The 15577-nt window shown below is 42.8% G+C and carries 11 protein-coding genes; 10 read left to right on the forward strand and 1 reads right to left on the reverse strand.

Going from position 1 to position 15577, the window contains the following annotated elements; all coding sequences use genetic code 11:
• Nucleotides 1-68: 68 nt before the first annotated feature.
• From CXF65_RS09030 to recO, 9 genes are all read left to right on the forward strand, one after another.
• Complete coding sequence (locus CXF65_RS09030) at nucleotides 69-1850, forward strand: polysaccharide biosynthesis/export family protein (RefSeq protein WP_025651620.1); 1782 nt, start codon at nucleotides 69-71, stop codon at nucleotides 1848-1850.
• Between the two features lie 33 nt (nucleotides 1851-1883).
• Nucleotides 1884-4472 (forward strand): capsular polysaccharide biosynthesis protein, encoded by a 2589-nt coding sequence (locus CXF65_RS09035; RefSeq protein WP_101211796.1) that lies wholly within the window; start codon nucleotides 1884-1886, stop codon nucleotides 4470-4472.
• 141 nt (nucleotides 4473-4613) lie between these two features.
• Nucleotides 4614-5843 carry a capsule biosynthesis protein gene (locus CXF65_RS09040; RefSeq protein WP_198551987.1) on the forward strand — a complete coding sequence of 410 codons (1230 nt, stop codon included), beginning with the start codon at nucleotides 4614-4616 and terminating at the stop codon, nucleotides 5841-5843.
• Nucleotides 5844-6114: 271 nt separating this feature from the next.
• Nucleotides 6115-7911, forward strand: coding sequence for a translation elongation factor 4 (lepA, locus tag CXF65_RS09045; RefSeq protein ID WP_025651617.1), 1797 nt, complete (start codon nucleotides 6115-6117; stop codon nucleotides 7909-7911).
• Between the two features lie 78 nt (nucleotides 7912-7989).
• Entirely contained in the window at nucleotides 7990-8892 is a 903-nt protein-coding gene (gene lepB, locus CXF65_RS09050) for a signal peptidase I (RefSeq protein ID WP_025651616.1), read from the forward strand.
• A 185-nt stretch (nucleotides 8893-9077) separates the two neighbouring features.
• The gene (locus tag CXF65_RS09055) at nucleotides 9078-9473 is read left to right on the forward strand and encodes a DUF4845 domain-containing protein (protein ID WP_101211798.1); all 396 of its coding nucleotides are present in this window, start codon (nucleotides 9078-9080) and stop codon (nucleotides 9471-9473) included.
• Between the two features lie 154 nt (nucleotides 9474-9627).
• Entirely contained in the window at nucleotides 9628-10425 is a 798-nt protein-coding gene (gene rnc / locus CXF65_RS09060) for a ribonuclease III (RefSeq protein ID WP_025651614.1), read from the forward strand.
• A 362-nt stretch (nucleotides 10426-10787) separates the two neighbouring features.
• A complete protein-coding gene (gene era, locus CXF65_RS09065) occupies nucleotides 10788-11753 on the forward strand; it encodes a GTPase Era (protein ID WP_051395131.1) in 966 nt (321 codons plus the stop codon).
• Between the two features lie 60 nt (nucleotides 11754-11813).
• Complete coding sequence (gene recO, locus CXF65_RS09070; protein WP_101211800.1) at nucleotides 11814-12584, forward strand: DNA repair protein RecO; 771 nt, start codon at nucleotides 11814-11816, stop codon at nucleotides 12582-12584.
• Between the two features lie 196 nt (nucleotides 12585-12780).
• Here recO and CXF65_RS09075 read toward each other — a convergent pair whose 3' ends face one another.
• Entirely contained in the window at nucleotides 12781-13506 is a 726-nt protein-coding gene (locus CXF65_RS09075; protein WP_227523236.1) for a GspH/FimT family pseudopilin, read from the reverse strand.
• 582 nt (nucleotides 13507-14088) lie between these two features.
• Here CXF65_RS09075 and CXF65_RS09080 point away from each other — a divergent pair.
• Nucleotides 14089-15411, forward strand: coding sequence for an OmpA family protein (locus tag CXF65_RS09080; RefSeq protein ID WP_101211801.1), 1323 nt, complete (start codon nucleotides 14089-14091; stop codon nucleotides 15409-15411).
• The last annotated feature ends 166 nt before the right edge of the window (nucleotides 15412-15577 follow it).

Raw genomic sequence — 15577 nt, forward strand, 5'->3', positions numbered from 1 at the left:
GCAATCGCGAACGATTTGCCAAACCAAATACCAGTAATGATCGATAGATCTGCAAAGGAATACAACGCATGAACATGAAACCACGTCCTATCGTGACCATGATTAAGGTAATCAGCTTGACGATGGCTGCGACCAGCATCTCGGCAATAGCAGCGACCAGTTATGCGGATCAAATAGCAGGGTCTAGCTTTGGTACTAGTAGCAATAGCATGAGTCAAGACCAAAACCGCAGTAACATTAATGTCTCAACGCAAGCTTTCGCTGGTGGGGTTCCGGGTCAAGCAACGACTCAAGAAGCTGTCAATGCCGCAAGCTTACCCAGTCAGTCAGTGATTAATACCACGCGTCCTTATCAAGATATCGATACTCAAGATATGATGTTTGGTGAGCAGCTATTTCGCGGTGCGTTTTCGACGACTTCTGGTTCTACCTTTAACGACAGCTATGTGATTAATCCTGGTGATAATGTACAAGTACGAATGTGGGGCGCCTATCAATATGCCGCGACCACGACTGTAGATCCGCAAGGTAATATTTTCTTACCGAATGTTGGTCCAGTCCGTATCTCTGGTGTGCAAAATGGCAGTCTACAAAACGTGGTCAAAAGTGCGGTCAGTCGTATTTATCGCTCGAACGTCGGCGTTTATGCGTCATTAGAGCAAGCACAGCCAGTGAAAGTTTTCGTGACTGGCTTTGTCAAACAACCCGGTTATTATGGTGGGCTTGCAGCAGATTCAGTATTGTCCTATTTAGACCGTGCGGGCGGCGTTGATCCAACCCGCGGCAGTTATATTGATATCCAAATCAAACGTAATGGTCAGATGTTGCAGCAAGTCAATTTATATGATTTTTTATTGGCGGGTAAATTACAGTCATTTGCATTCCGTGATGGTGACGTCATTACTGTTGCCCCACAGAAAAAAACCTTTCAAGTGGGCGGGGAAGTTCAGAACGAATACACCTTTGAGTTTGATGTAAACGACTTAACCATCGGTGATGTACTGCAAGTGGCTAGTCCCGCAGCTAAAGCTACCAACGTTAGCATCACTCGCAGTGCAGGACGCGCGCAAACCGCAGAATATTACTCCCTTGCAGAAGCGCAGAATGTTCCTGTCTATAATGGCGATCAGATGGTGGTTACCTCAGATCGTTATGCCGGCACCATCGCCGTACAAGTTAAAGGCGCACATACGGGTAATGGTGCCATGGTTGTGCCTTATGGTGCTCGTCTAAAAGACATCGTCCCCCAGTTGCAACCAAGCCCATTGGCAAAGCTGACGCATTTAACGATTTATCGTGAGTCTGTTGCTGAACAGCAAAAACGCATGATTAACGAATCGCTGGATCGTTTGGAAGAATTAACGCTTGCTAGCCAATCAACGACGCGAGAAGAGGCGGCATTGCGTCAAGACGATGCCAATTTGGTTAAGCAGTTTGTCGCCAAAGCCCGTAATGTTAAAACCACTGGTCAAATCGTCGTCGTACCGAATTCGTGGCAGGATATTATTCTGCAGCAAGGTGATATTATTGAGATACCGGCGCAAACTTCCGTTATTACGGTTAACGGTCAAGTACGAGCACAAGGGGCGCTAACCTTTAACCCAGATTATACGGTTGGTGATTATGTTGCCAATTCAGGCGGTTTCTCTGACAATGCTGATGTTAAAGAGATCTTAGTTGTTCATCAAAATGGGGCCAGTGAAGTGGTTAATACCGCTTACCGTATTCAACAGGGTGATGAGATCATGGTATTACCGAAAGTCAAAACCAAACGTGTAGAAATCGCCCGTGGTTTATCGCAAATACTTTATCAGTTAGCCATTGCAGCCAAAGTTGTACTAGATTTATAGTCACTCCTATATAACTTGAATAAGGTATCGAAAATGGCAAAAAGTGTGATAAATAAGGATAAGATGCCGCTGGCGTCACCCTTTATTGACGCACTATTTTTGCCATCAATGAAATCTAATTTATTGCCATCTAATTTATTAAAACCTGAATGGTTGGAATCTAACGCACCCAAACGTCTGGCGGTAGTCGGCAAAGGGATGCGCCGTAACAACCTTTTACTTTCAGACGTCTTACGAGCAGACCTACAGCGTTGGTATCCTTGGTCAGCTTTACAACAGCGCTTTAACGTAGGGTCTGAAACCCCGGATGCTTTTATCGGTTGGGGTCACAAAAAAAGCTATCAACGAGCAAAGAGCGCCGCCAACCGGCAAGGGCTTCCGACATTGAGTATTGAAGATGGCTTCTTACGTTCGCTAGATTCAGGGCTTAGTAGCCGCTATGGATTAAGCGTCGTTATTGATGATATCGGTATCTACTTTGATTCGACGCAGCGCTCACGCCTTGAACAGTTGATTATTCAACGTGCTCATGATTATTCAAATGCGTACGATCTATTGTCAGACAACAAGCGCGCGCAAGCCTTAATAGCGCGTATTTGCAACGCTAAATTAAGCAAATACAACGCAGTGATTGTAAGCCCATCACTGGATCATTTAGTAATGGAGGAAGAGGGTAGTACAGCGTCCACTGCTCCAAAAACACATGTGTTGCTAATTGATCAAGTCGTTGGTGATGCCTCTATCAAAGGGGCGGGCGCTGATGGTAAGCAGTTCAAGCGCATGTTAAAAGCTGCTTGCCGTAATCACCCTCATGCTCATATTTGGATCAAAGCCCATCCTGCGGCAAAATCAGGATACCTGACCAGCTTAAAACGACCTAAAAACGTTCGACTATTAACCCAAGCGCTTAATCCTATCGAGTTGTTGGCGCAAGTTAGCGATGTTTATACCGTCAGCTCGCACATGGGTTTTGAGGCACTAATGCTCGGCAAGACAGTGCATTGTTTTGGCGTTAATTGGTATAGTGGTTGGGGCCTGACCGATGACAGCGGTGCACCAAAGCGCTTGCTTAAAGTAGTAAAGAAGCGCCGTCAAGCGTTTGCTGCTGCCATGCTGCCGCCTGAAAAATTAACAGAATCAGGGCGACTTTCTAAGTTATTGGCAAAACCATGGAAAATAACTGAGCGCCTGCCTAACCAGCGAAAAAAACAATCCTCTAATAGCCTTACGGTTACGTTAGAAAGCTTATTTTATAGTGCTTATATCGATTATAGTGCCTATGTAGATCCAGCCACCAAGCAAGCCTGCGAGATTGATACCGCCATTGAGTGGTTAATCACCAATCGTTATTGGCAAGGACGTCTTGAGGGTAATTTAACGGTATATGAGTTTAGCCGTTGGAAACTGCCCTTTGTGAAAGCTTTTGTCCATCTACCTCGTACCAATTTGTTTGTAAAACCCAAGCCACGCCTCAAAAATTTACTGCATCCTGATCACTTGCGTGTTAATTATCAGCAGCCGCTACTGGTATGGGGTCTAGCCAAGCGCCAGCAAGTACAAAAGAAACGACAAAGTAAATTGGCTGAGCAACGTTCAGATATTCCAGCTATTTACTGTATGGAAGATGGGTTTATTCGCTCAAATGGTTTGGGGGCTACCTTATTAGCACCGTTGTCTGTCGTTATAGACAAGCAAGGCATTTATTATGATGCAACGCGGCCGTCAGATTTGGAAGCGCTATTACGTCACTGTGAGGCCTTGACGCCAAAGCAGTGTGCACGAGTAGAGTCACTGCGAGGCAAGCTGCTGACTCAGCGGGTCAGCAAGTACAATGTTGGCATGAATGTAGATGGCGCTGATGATCAACAGATCTTTTGGATGCAAGACGCTAAGCTATCTGGGAAATCCCGTGTTCTTATTGTCGGGCAAGTAGAAGACGACTTATCGGTACAGTATTGTGGTTCAACGATTAAAACCAACAGTGGTTTGATTGAGCGTGTACGCCAAGACAATCCTGATGCTTATCTGATTTATAAGCCGCATCCAGATGTTGAGGCGGGATTACGTGCAGGGAAGGTAACCGCCGCGCATCTAAAACAGGTACAAGCGGTCGCTTATGATACCGCAATGCCGGACTGTTTAGAGAGTGTTGATGAGGTGCATACTATTAGCTCATTAACAGGTTTTGAAGCCTTGCTTCGTGGTTTAGACGTTACTTGTTACGGCTTACCATTTTATGCCGGCTGGGGTTTAACGACAGATATGGATGCCCAATTATCACCGAAAGCTGACTATTTAGAGAGACGAAAACGACAGACGTCGTTGACGCTTGAACAACTGCTACACTGTACGTTAATAGACTACCCTTTGTATCGCCTTCCCAATGGTTATGGACTGGCGCAAGTCGAGCAAGTGATTGACTATTTGTACCCGCCGAAAAATAACGATCTTGCCGCAAAGCAAAACCAGATAAATAATGCTTCGGTGAAGACAAGTGCCACGTCAAAAAAACCTTTAGCCATAATCAGCCAGATACCTAGCCAATTTAAGCGTCGTGCTGCCACGCATTTTATGCAACAGCGTCATCAATGGCAGCAGCGCTTACGTAAATTATCTCGTTAATAAACGCCAAGTACCTCTTATAAATCCATTGCGACAAGCAAGGGTTTTTTCGGTATAATTGTTTGTCATTTAGGGTTATTTACTCAATCCCTTTGCCTCTCTTTTGTCTGTCTATTCTTCAATCAATGGTAATCTAATACTATGGCAGCTTCGATGTCTCATTTGCTTACTCATCGACACGTCTTGCTGTTACAGGGAAAGATGGGCGGCTTTTTCAATCGCTTTTCTACATTTTTGCAGACTCAAAATATTCAAGTAAGTAAAATCAACTTTAATGCCGGTGATGCGTTTTTTTATAGCCATCCTAATACACATGAGTACACAGGTACTTTGGCGCAGTTTTCGTCTTGGCTGCAGGCCTTTATTAGCGAGCATAATATTGATGCGATTGTGTGTTTTGGTGACTGCCGCCCGCATCATACACAAGCGTCGTGCATCAGTGAAAAGTTAGGCACTTCATTTTTTGTGTTCGAAGAAGGCTATTTGCGACCCGATTATATTACCTTGCAGGAGTACGGTATTAATGGTAATTCGCGGTTAAAAATTGCCGATATTAAAGCGTTGAATAAGGCCAATGATAAGCCGTTATATACGCACAATCGATTTTATCGCTTGAGTATCGCCGCCATCGTTTACTACATTATTGCTTGGCTATACAAGAGTCGCTATCCCCATTATTCGCATTACCGAGGTATGACAGCGTGGCAAGAGGCAATAGCATGGTTAAAAGCGCCATGGCGTAAGCTGCGCGGCTATGTACCTGACAAACAACTACAAAAGAGACTGACCAAACAAGAAAGTGATAATTACTTCTTGATTAGCCTACAAGTACACAATGACTCGCAGATTACTCATCACAGTGATTATCGTGATGTGGTACAGTTCATTGACGAAGCCATCGCAAGCTTTGCAGGTCATGCTCATGAGGCGCAGTTATTGGTATTTAAGCACCATCCGTTAGATCGCGGTCATCGAGATTATCGAGAATTGGTCTGCAGTTTGGCTGCGCGCTATCAGGTCAGTCATCGCGTTTTTTATGGCTGCGATATGCATCTGCCAACCTTGATGAAGCATAGTATCGGTATGGTGACGATTAATAGTACGACAGGGCTACAGTCGGTATATCATAAAAAACCTACCAAGGTTATGGGTCGCGCGATTTACGACACCCCAAAACTGACAGACCCAAAGCCGCTTGATGATTTTTGGCGGCATCCCAAAAGCCCAGATAATGAGTTTTATTTAAGGTTTCGTGAATATCTGATTGAACAGACGCAAATCAATGGCGCTTTTTATGGCAAATCACCCTGGATGTATAAGTATTTAAAGCCAACGGATGCCACTAGCATAAGTTCTGATACCGCTAAATAACTTATCAGACAGAGCCAGCCAATGATGTCTTGGTTAAATTAAAGCCATTAATATTGCGTTGTAAAATGTTAATCTAAGCACTTATTTAATCGTTAACACTACTCAGTCGTTAATGTCAGTAGCCATTCCAATCCCTGCTAATAAAATCGCCTTACTTTACAGTGGAAAACTGCTAGAATACCTGCATACATCGGTACGCTTTAGCAATGGCTATTATTACCATTGTGCGAACCGATCATTACTCCAACATCCATTATTTAGTAGGCGCTTTGTGACTGCATTAGCCAATATTCGTAACTTTTCTATTATTGCCCACATTGATCATGGCAAATCGACCCTTGCCGATCGTTTTATTCAGATGTGTGGCGCGCTGCAAGATCGCGAGATGCAGGCGCAAGTCCTTGATTCCATGGATATTGAGCGTGAGCGCGGTATCACGATTAAAGCACAGTCGGTGACGCTGTATTATGATCATCCAAACGGTGAGCGCTATCAGCTAAACTTTATTGATACCCCGGGTCACGTCGATTTCTCTTATGAAGTCTCACGCTCACTAGCGGCTTGTGAAGGCGCACTATTGGTTGTAGATGCGGCTCAGGGCGTGGAGGCACAATCGGTCGCCAACTGTTATACCGCAGTGGATCAAGGTTTAGAGGTGATGGCAGTCTTAAATAAGATTGATCTACCACAAGTTGAGCCTGAGCGCGTCATTCAAGAGATTGAAGATATCATTGGCATCGATGCCGTTGATGCGCCGCGCGTGTCGGCGAAATCAGGTCTTGGCGTTGATAAGTTACTTGAGGCATTGGTTGAATTTATTCCTGCGCCAACGGGTGACCGTGACGCACCGCTACAAGCGTTAATTATCGATTCATGGTTTGATAATTATTTGGGCGTCGTATCACTAGTACGTGTCCGCCAAGGCACCATAAAAAAAGGTGACAAACTTTATATTAAATCGACCAAAGATGCGCATTTAGTCGGATCCATTGGTGTATTTACCCCAAAACCATTAGATACAGGTATCTTACAAGCGGGTGAAGTTGGCTTTATTATTGCGGGTATCAAGGATATTGCTGGCGCGCCAGTGGGTGATACCATTACGCATGCCAGTACGCCAGATGTTGATCGTATTCCTGGATTTAAACAGATTACCCCGCAAGTATATGCCGGTATGTTCCCTGTTGAATCGACTGATTTTGAAAAGTTCCGTGAAGCGCTGCAAAAATTGCAAATTAATGATGCGTCATTGTTTTTTGAGCCAGACACTTCTGATGCACTAGGTTTTGGTTTTCGTTGTGGCTTCCTCGGCATGCTGCATATGGAGATTATCCAAGAGCGTTTAGAGCGCGAATATGACTTGGATTTGATTACCACTGCGCCGTCAGTTATCTACGAGATTGTAAAAAAAGATGGCAGTATTATTTACGTTGATAACCCATCAAGATTGCCCGAACCGAATAATATCGAAGAGTTCCGTGAGCCGATTGCCCGCTGTCAGATTTTAGTACCGCAGGATTACCTCGGTAACGTGATGACCTTATGTATTGAGCGCCGCGGCGTACAGGTAGATATGCGCTTTATGGGTCGTCAAGTACAGCTAATCTTTGATATTCCGATGGGTGAGGTGGTCATGGACTTCTTTGACCGTCTAAAATCAGTATCGCGTGGTTTTGCGTCACTTGATTATAATTTTGAGCGTTATCAAGTGGATAAATTGGTTAAGGTAGATGTATTAATCAATGGTGAGAAAGTCGATGCGCTTGCCATGATTGTGCACGAAACCCAATCGCGTTACCGTGGTAATGCGCTCGTTGGTAAGATGAAAGAGCTGATCCCACGTCAGATGTTTGATGTCGCTATTCAAGCGGCAATTGGTAGCCAAATTATTGGACGTAGTACCGTTAAGGCCATGCGTAAAGACGTCTTGGCTAAATGTTATGGCGGTGATGTGTCGCGTAAGAAAAAGCTGCTCTCAAAACAGAAAGCCGGTAAAAAACGCATGAAGCAAGTGGGTAATGTCGAGATTCCACAAGAAGCCTTCTTAGCGGTACTACAGGTAGATTAGATTATTAATAGACGAATATCATGGCTGGTTTTACCGATATCATCGTTGGATAAGTAGCTCGCTAATAGGCAATTAAGTATGGATTTTGATTTTAATTTGATTTTAGTGCCATTAACTATTGGCTTGGGTATTATTTGGCTATTGGATAAGCTGGCGCTAAAACAGCGTAAAACACGTGGCCGCGGCCAAGAGAGCTTACTGGTACGTTGGGCCTATGATTTTTTCCCCGTATTGGCAGTAGTATTAATAGTTCGCTCATTTTTAATTGAGCCTTTTAATATTCCGTCCTCATCCATGGTACCAACTTTATATACTGGCGATTTTATTGCCGTCAATAAATATGCTTATGGAGTGCGCCTGCCGCTGACTTACAATAAGGTATTGGATACTGGCGAGCCGGAACATGGCGACGTGGCGGTCTTTCGCTACCCTGAAAACCCTAGTATTTATTATATCAAACGTGTCATTGGCTTGCCGGGTGACACAGTCAGCTATGATCAAGGTACGCTTGCTATCAATGATGTGCCTGTAACGACCAAATCTATTGATTTTGATGCCAATGCTGAGCTAACTGCACAGCTGTACCCTGCCGGACAAGTTGCCCCAGGACAAGTGCTGACGGAAGAAAATGCGGCAGCAATGGGTCAGCAAGAAGAGGGTGAAGCGCAGTATTTTCAAGAAACACAGGGTGAGCATGAGCATCTCGTTCGTTACTTGAAAGGCATGAATAGCTCACAGTATGCGCCCTTTTTGCAGCAACAAGCACCAGAAGTGGTTAGCTCAGAGGGTAACGAGTGGCGTATTAAAGTTCCTGAAGGTAATTATTTTGTGATGGGTGATAACCGTGATCGCAGTGCCGACGGCCGTTTTTGGGGCTTTGTCCCTGATGAAAACCTAGCAGGCAAGGCTGTTTATATTTGGATGCATAAGCCACCAGGTCTCAATTTGCCCACCTTTGCACGTAACGGCGCTATTGATTAAAGTTCTGAAGCGATTAAATTTATAAAGTGATTAAATTTATAAAGCAATAGCGGCTTGATGCGTCGGTCGTAGGCTGACTTATCAATAATAGTTTCGTGCTAATATTATGATTATCGATTGAATTGAGGGCATGCTGTAGTTAAGTGCTCAATAATAATATAATAATTTACCCGTTGAGAGGTGTTATGGTGCAGCAGTTATCTGGTTTGTCGACCCAGCGCGGAGCTAGTGTGACTAGTATTGTGTTATTCATCATTGTTCTCGGTATTGCCGTCAAATTGATAATTGCTATTGTACCGGCACAGATTGGTGGTTATCAGCTGACCAAGCTTTTAGGAATGGAGCTTAAAGAAGCCAATGACAAAGGTGAGACGGCCAAGCAATTCGTCGAGCGTGTGAATCGGCAGCTATCTATCAATGCTGATTATGATACCAATGCAGAAGAGGTGTTTACTTTCACCAACAAAAAAACCGGTCAGTTGGCTATTTATAAGAAATATGAAGAAACCAACAACCTTTTCGGTAACGTCGATATTGTCAATCGCTTTGAAGGTGACATTGACGCAACCGTGACAGAGTAACCTGAATAGGCAGAGTGCTTATCTGTTATTTATTTAGCAAAAATTATTTACTTTTATATTTTTTAATAGCGATTAGTTATTAACTAATCACTATTAACCAGTCATTATTGACCAATTACTTCAGTAAAACAAAAGGGATAACCACAAGCCTCGCATGAAACCAACTTCGCAGCACTCTCAGGCGCTTCCTACCTCCCAAACAAATGACCCGTCTGTTGACACGCTTATTGTTAGCTCAGAATTCATCCAACGCCTAGCGATATTAACGCGCAAACTGGGTTATGTGTTTAATAACCTTACGCTTCCCAAGCTGGCACTGACTCATCGCTCGTTCGATAGCAAAAAAAACTACGAACGTTTAGAGTTTTTGGGCGATGCGCTATTGGGTATGATTGTGGGTGAGGCTTTATACCATCGTTATCCCAGTCAAAACGAAGGGCGATTGACGCGTATGCGTGCCACCTTAGTACGTCAAGAGTCACTGGTCATCATTGCTCAAAACTTAGAGCTTTCCAACCACCTCATATTAGGGGTAGGTGAGCGCAAGGGTGGCGGTCGTAATCGCGCCTCTATACTAGCCGATGCTGTAGAGTCGCTGATTGGCGCTATCTATCTAGACAGTCAGGATATGACTATTACTCGTGATTGCGTGCTCTCATGGTATGGCGATCTGATCGATAATGTCAACGACCAAAAAGCCCTAAAAGATGCTAAGAGCCGCTTGCAAGAATGGCTGCAATCTAAACAATTCGATTTGCCACATTATGAGCTGATGGAAACGCGTGGCAATGCACCACACCAAATTTTTGTGGTGCGCTGTCAGGTAAATATTAGTAATTGTCCTGATATTACTGAATCGGGTGAGAGTCGCCGTATTGCTGAGCAAAAAGCAGCAGAGCTAATGATTAACCAGCTACATAAACTGCCAAGCTTGCCAAAAACTCGCTCATAATCTAAATCTTAAAGCCATATTTTATAAAACAATAAATTTACATTTTTTTAAGTAAGGGTTATTTTTAAATAATACTTATTTTAAAACCGCAAATATCTCAAGCCAAGCATGGTGCTGCTATCTTATTTACTACTACTTTATTGTAGATAGCAGTAGAACTGCTGAGCTAATGATAAACCCCACAGGATAAATCTATGAGCAATCGTACTGACTTGCCATCAAATAATGAAGATAATACCGACGCTATGACCCAAAAAACAGACGTAAAACCAACGCCAGAAATCGCTGAATCAAAAAGTGCTGAATTAAATTCCGAGCACTCAGAAAACAACGATGCAGAAAACAACGATGCAGAAAATGATATGGCCATCGAAGAGTTTTTTTCGCCAAATAATAATGCGCGTATGGCTGAGGATTTTAAAGCAGGTTATGTGGCAATCGTTGGACGTCCAAACGTGGGTAAGTCAACCTTGATGAACCATTTATTGGGTCAGAAGTTATCTATTACGTCACGTAAACCGCAAACGACCCGTCATCGTATCCACGGTATTTTGTCCAATCATGAAATGCAAGCGGTGTTCGTTGATACGCCAGGTATTCATCGTAATGAAGTGCGAGCTATCAATGAGCGTATGAATAAGGCTGCCGTATCGGCACTGGTTGATGTCGATTTAGTTCTGTTTGTCGTCGACTCAGATCAGTGGCGTGACGATGATTTACTGGTTTTACAAAAGCTTGGCGATACTAATCTAACAGTAGTTTTAGTGATTAATAAAGCGGATACCTTAAAAGACAAAGGCAGCGTTTTACCATTAATCGAAACCTTTAGTGATAGCTTTGATTTCGCTGATATCGTTCCAGTTTCTGCATTAAAAAATCAAAACTTAGATCGTCTGCAAGAAGTTATTGCTTCGCATCTGCCTATTGCTGCGCCTATCTATGACACTGAGCAAATTACCGATCGTTCAGAGCGTTTCTTAGCCAGTGAAATTATCCGTGAAAAAATCATGCGCAGCGCGGGTGATGAAGTACCCTATGACTTAACGGTACAGATTGATGGCTTCAAAGACGAACCTGCGCATACCGATCCAAAGACGGGCCGCCCACGTAAAGCTTGTACCTTTATCGATGCGACGATCTACGTCGAGCGTAGTGGTCAAAAGGCAATTGTCATCGGTGATAAAGGTCAACGTATTAAACAAGTGGGTATGGATGCACGTAAGGATATGGAGCAGCTGTTTGATAAAAAAATCATGCTAACGCTTTGGGTAAAAGTGAAACGTGGTTGGTCTGATGACGAACGTGCATTGACCAGCTTGGGCTATTAACAGTGATTTAAGAATAACATCTTTGAGTGCATTTTATGATCAGCGCTGAGGTAATGATAAATGCGTAATGAAGCATTGATTGGTTATTTGTTACACCAGCGCCCTTACCAAGAAAAACGCGCTTTATATTACCTATTCTCTCAGCAGCATGGGGTCATACATGGTATTGGTAAAAAAGGCGCGCCCTTATTTATGCCCTTGCAATTGTTTGCTACGGGTAAGCGGGATTTAAAGACATTCAGCCAGATTAATATCGCACCTCAGTACGTCGTACAAACAGATGTGCTTCTAGAAGACGCTACCGCGAAAACACTCACAGCCATTCCTTACGAAAACATCACTGGTCAACAGCAATACGCTGCCTTGTATCTAAATGAGATACTCTGGCGCTTATTGCCCACTGAAGATCCGATGCCAATCTTATGGCAGCATTATCAAGACAGTTTAGATAGGCTTAAACAGCCCTTGTCTGCTAATGAGCTGCGCTTGTGTTTGCGGCAATTTGAACAGTATCTATTTAACGAGTTGGGTTTTGCCTTGACGTTAACGCATGACAATGTTCAAGATAGCATTGAGCCTTACAGTGTCTATCGGTTCTTACCTGATGTTGGTTTGGTCCCCATTGTACAAGCTGAGTTTTTAGACAGTGCTAGCCTAGGGCGAACGGTTTTTGAGGGCAACGAGATAGTGCTGATGGTAGAGCAGGGAATAAGTGATGTCACACTTAATGCTTGGTCGCGTTTACATCGGCAACTGATTGACCATCTCTTAGATTATCAGCCGCTTCAAAGTCGCTTGCTTTGGCAACAGCAACAGCGTTATCAGTTATAGCTTAAACCTCAAATCTCAAAGCATGTTAGGGTGTGTCCTCATTTTAAAAATGGTCATAAAAATGAGATAAATTGAAGTCAAATGAGGAAAGTAGCGCAAATAATATCGGGATATTAATCAGCTATTTGACGATGTTTGGCAAAATTTAGCCATTTTTAGCCCATTTAGATACAATCGCTTGAATTGAGGACACGCCCTAGTCACCACAATCAGTAGGATGACTGTCATTAGGTTTAAAACTAATATTAGCGCCTTGACTGAATGATATTTGATACATCGCCTGACTGTATACTGAGCTTGGACAATACTTAAAGTGGCCAAAATGTCCGCGTGGCATACCGCTATCGCCATAGAATCTGACGTAACGACGTCTTCCTGCACGCAGATGTAGGGTGCCATATTTAGGGTTTAGGGTTTGTTCTTGTAATAAGTCATCTGTGTCGCTATCGAAATGCTGATTATCGTTGTTATCTACGAATAGCAACAAGGTTTTATTGCTGTTCTTATCGCAGCGACCATTGCTATCTGACAAACATACCAATATATTTTGACGGCGAATAAGACTCTCTACTTTCGCGAGCTTTAGCGTATCTGTTAAGCCATGCCTGATACGTTTGGCTTCCATGCTTGCTAATTGCGTCAAAATAGCTGGCGCAGCAATCGTTGTGATAATCGCGAGTATTGCAACGGTGACAATCAGCTCTACCAGCGTAAAACCATTTTGACTTGAAAGCTTATAAGCGTGTTTATCGTCGGTGGCATTCTGATTTAGAATCGTTTGTTTATGATTTATAGAAGAGATTTGAGACGTATAAATAAATATGATTGTACGGGCAAGCTTATTCTTAGCTAAGAGCAACTTAAGTAAAATAAATACAGATAGTTGTTGGCAATTTGACGATATTATATGTAATATAGCCATACGAGTATTACCTGTAACAAATTATGTATTTGATGCTATATTGATATGCCTATGATCACTATCACTCATTCTTGTCCGTAAACATGCAAGTTAATAACATTTAAGTTTTTGAGATAATCATCACTCTATACACGTATCATTATCGATCAGATATTCATAATGGATTAATGTTGGTTATTACAATATAAACAGAATATATGTCTACTGTCAAAAAATGTTTCAATTAGTGAATAGATAGTTTTAACAATAGAGAAAAAATACTAGTTGTATTAAAATACCCTCAACCAACAGATACGCTTCGGTTTAGAATCTATTGCGGACTCATACACAAAAGGTAAAAATCGTAAGGTGTGTTAGTCCTCAGTAACTTAAGCTGGTCATTGTGTTTTAGTTACGACATTATCGTGTAATAATGTGTAGCTCGTTAACGAAAAAAGTTGTAAACTGAATTGATAATCGCTAAGCTACTTCTAAATTAGTTTTGCTTTGTAATTTAAAATTCGTAAAAGATGTCTATTTCGTAGCATCTTGAGAAGTAGTTTTGCTTAACGCATCACTAAAATTATCCTTTGGAGGAAGTCCATGAAATTGAATAAAATTGCTCTAGCTCTGGTTGCCGTATCGGTTGCGCCTTTAGCAGCTAATGCTGGCGTTACTATTAGCCCACTATTACTAGGTTATCATGTAACTGACGATATCAGTGACACAGCTGACAAACAGCGTGAAGTGCTTACTACTGGTAAAAATCTATACGAAAACGGTAGTGTTCCTCCGCAGCAAATTGGTGATGGCTCACGTGGCAACAACAACGGTGGCGTAGCTAAAGAAAGCGGTCTATATACAGGTGCTGCGTTAGGTATCGAGTTAACGCCTTCTACTCAGTTCCAAGTAGAATATGGTGTGTCAAACACAAACGGCGAAGCTTCTGAAGATTCTGCAGATGCAGGCGTTAACCGTTTTGATGTTGAACAAACCATGCTTTCTGGTAACTTCTTAATCGGTACTGAAGAATTTACTGGTTACACTGATAGCCCGTTCAAACCATATGTTCTAATCGGTGCTGGTCAATCTAAGATTGAAGTTGAAAACCAAGAAGCCTATAATTCGAATGTAGAGACTAATGCTGATGGTAGTCCAGTTCGAGTTGATGCTGGTACTGAAGTATCAAACTCTAAAGATACTATCGGTAACCTAGGTCTAGGTGCTATGTATCGCATCAATGACGCGCTAAGCCTACGTGGTGAAGCTCGTGCGATTCATAACTTTGATAACAACTGGTGGGAAGGCATGGCCTTGGCCGGTCTAGAAGTTGTACTTGGTGGCCATTTAGCACCTACAGTAGCTGTTCCTCCAATGGTAGAGCCTATGGTTGAGACTCCACCAATCGTTGTTGTTGAATCTGATCTTGATTCTGACGGTGATGGCGTACCTGATAGCATTGATGCGTGCCCAGGCACTCCAATGAATGTTGTTGTTGATGAGCGCGGTTGCCCAGTACCAGTAGATATTACTGACGAGCTGAAAATGGAACTTCGTGTATTCTTTGATAACGACAAATCAGCTATCAAAAACCAATACAAACCTGAAATCGCTAAAGTAGCAGAGAAGATGCGCGAGTATCCTAACTCAACTGCACGCGTAGAAGGTCATGCTTCTAAAACTGGTCCTTCAGCACGTTATAACCAACGTCTGTCTGAAGCCCGTGCCGTTGCTGTGAAATCTATGTTGACCAACGAATTTGGTATTGCTCCAAACCGTCTATCAACCGTTGGTTATGGTTATGACCAACCAATCGCGCCAAACGACACTGAAGAAGGTCGCGCTATGAACCGTCGTGTTTATGCCATCATCACTGGTGACAAAACTATGACTGTTGAACAAACTAAAGACATGGTTGTTCAGTAAATAATAGCTAGACAGCTAACTTCTTAGTTATATCGTTACAAAAAAAGCTGCCCAATGGGTGGCTTTTTTTTATTTATGTACTGAGAAAAGCAACTTATTACGTAAATTAATCGTGCAATAATGTTATACTAGCGACCCAAACACTTTGTAGATTAACAAAGTGTAC

Origin of the sequence: Psychrobacter sp. Sarcosine-3u-12, from assembly GCF_002836005.1 — a bacterium.
Lineage (GTDB): Bacteria > Pseudomonadota > Gammaproteobacteria > Pseudomonadales > Moraxellaceae > Psychrobacter > Psychrobacter okhotskensis.

Bases quoted from the DNA above. Each gene is read 5' to 3' on its own strand.
- recO (WP_101211800.1), top strand. From the start codon at position 11,814: ATGCGTAATGAAGCATTGATTGGTTATTTGTTACACCAGCGCCCTTAC.
- CXF65_RS09080 (WP_101211801.1), top strand. From the start codon at position 14,089: ATGAAATTGAATAAAATTGCTCTAGCTCTGGTTGCCGTATCGGTTGCG.
- CXF65_RS09035 (WP_101211796.1), top strand. From the start codon at position 1,884: ATGGCAAAAAGTGTGATAAATAAGGATAAGATGCCGCTGGCGTCACCC.
- rnc (WP_025651614.1), top strand. From the start codon at position 9,628: ATGAAACCAACTTCGCAGCACTCTCAGGCGCTTCCTACCTCCCAAACA.
- CXF65_RS09075 (WP_227523236.1), bottom strand. From the start codon at position 13,506: ATGGCTATATTACATATAATATCGTCAAATTGCCAACAACTATCTGTA.
- era (WP_051395131.1), top strand. From the start codon at position 10,788: ATGGCCATCGAAGAGTTTTTTTCGCCAAATAATAATGCGCGTATGGCT.
- CXF65_RS09030 (WP_025651620.1), top strand. From the start codon at position 69: ATGAACATGAAACCACGTCCTATCGTGACCATGATTAAGGTAATCAGC.
- CXF65_RS09055 (WP_101211798.1), top strand. From the start codon at position 9,078: ATGGTGCAGCAGTTATCTGGTTTGTCGACCCAGCGCGGAGCTAGTGTG.
- CXF65_RS09040 (WP_198551987.1), top strand. From the start codon at position 4,614: ATGGCAGCTTCGATGTCTCATTTGCTTACTCATCGACACGTCTTGCTG.
- lepB (WP_025651616.1), top strand. From the start codon at position 7,990: ATGGATTTTGATTTTAATTTGATTTTAGTGCCATTAACTATTGGCTTG.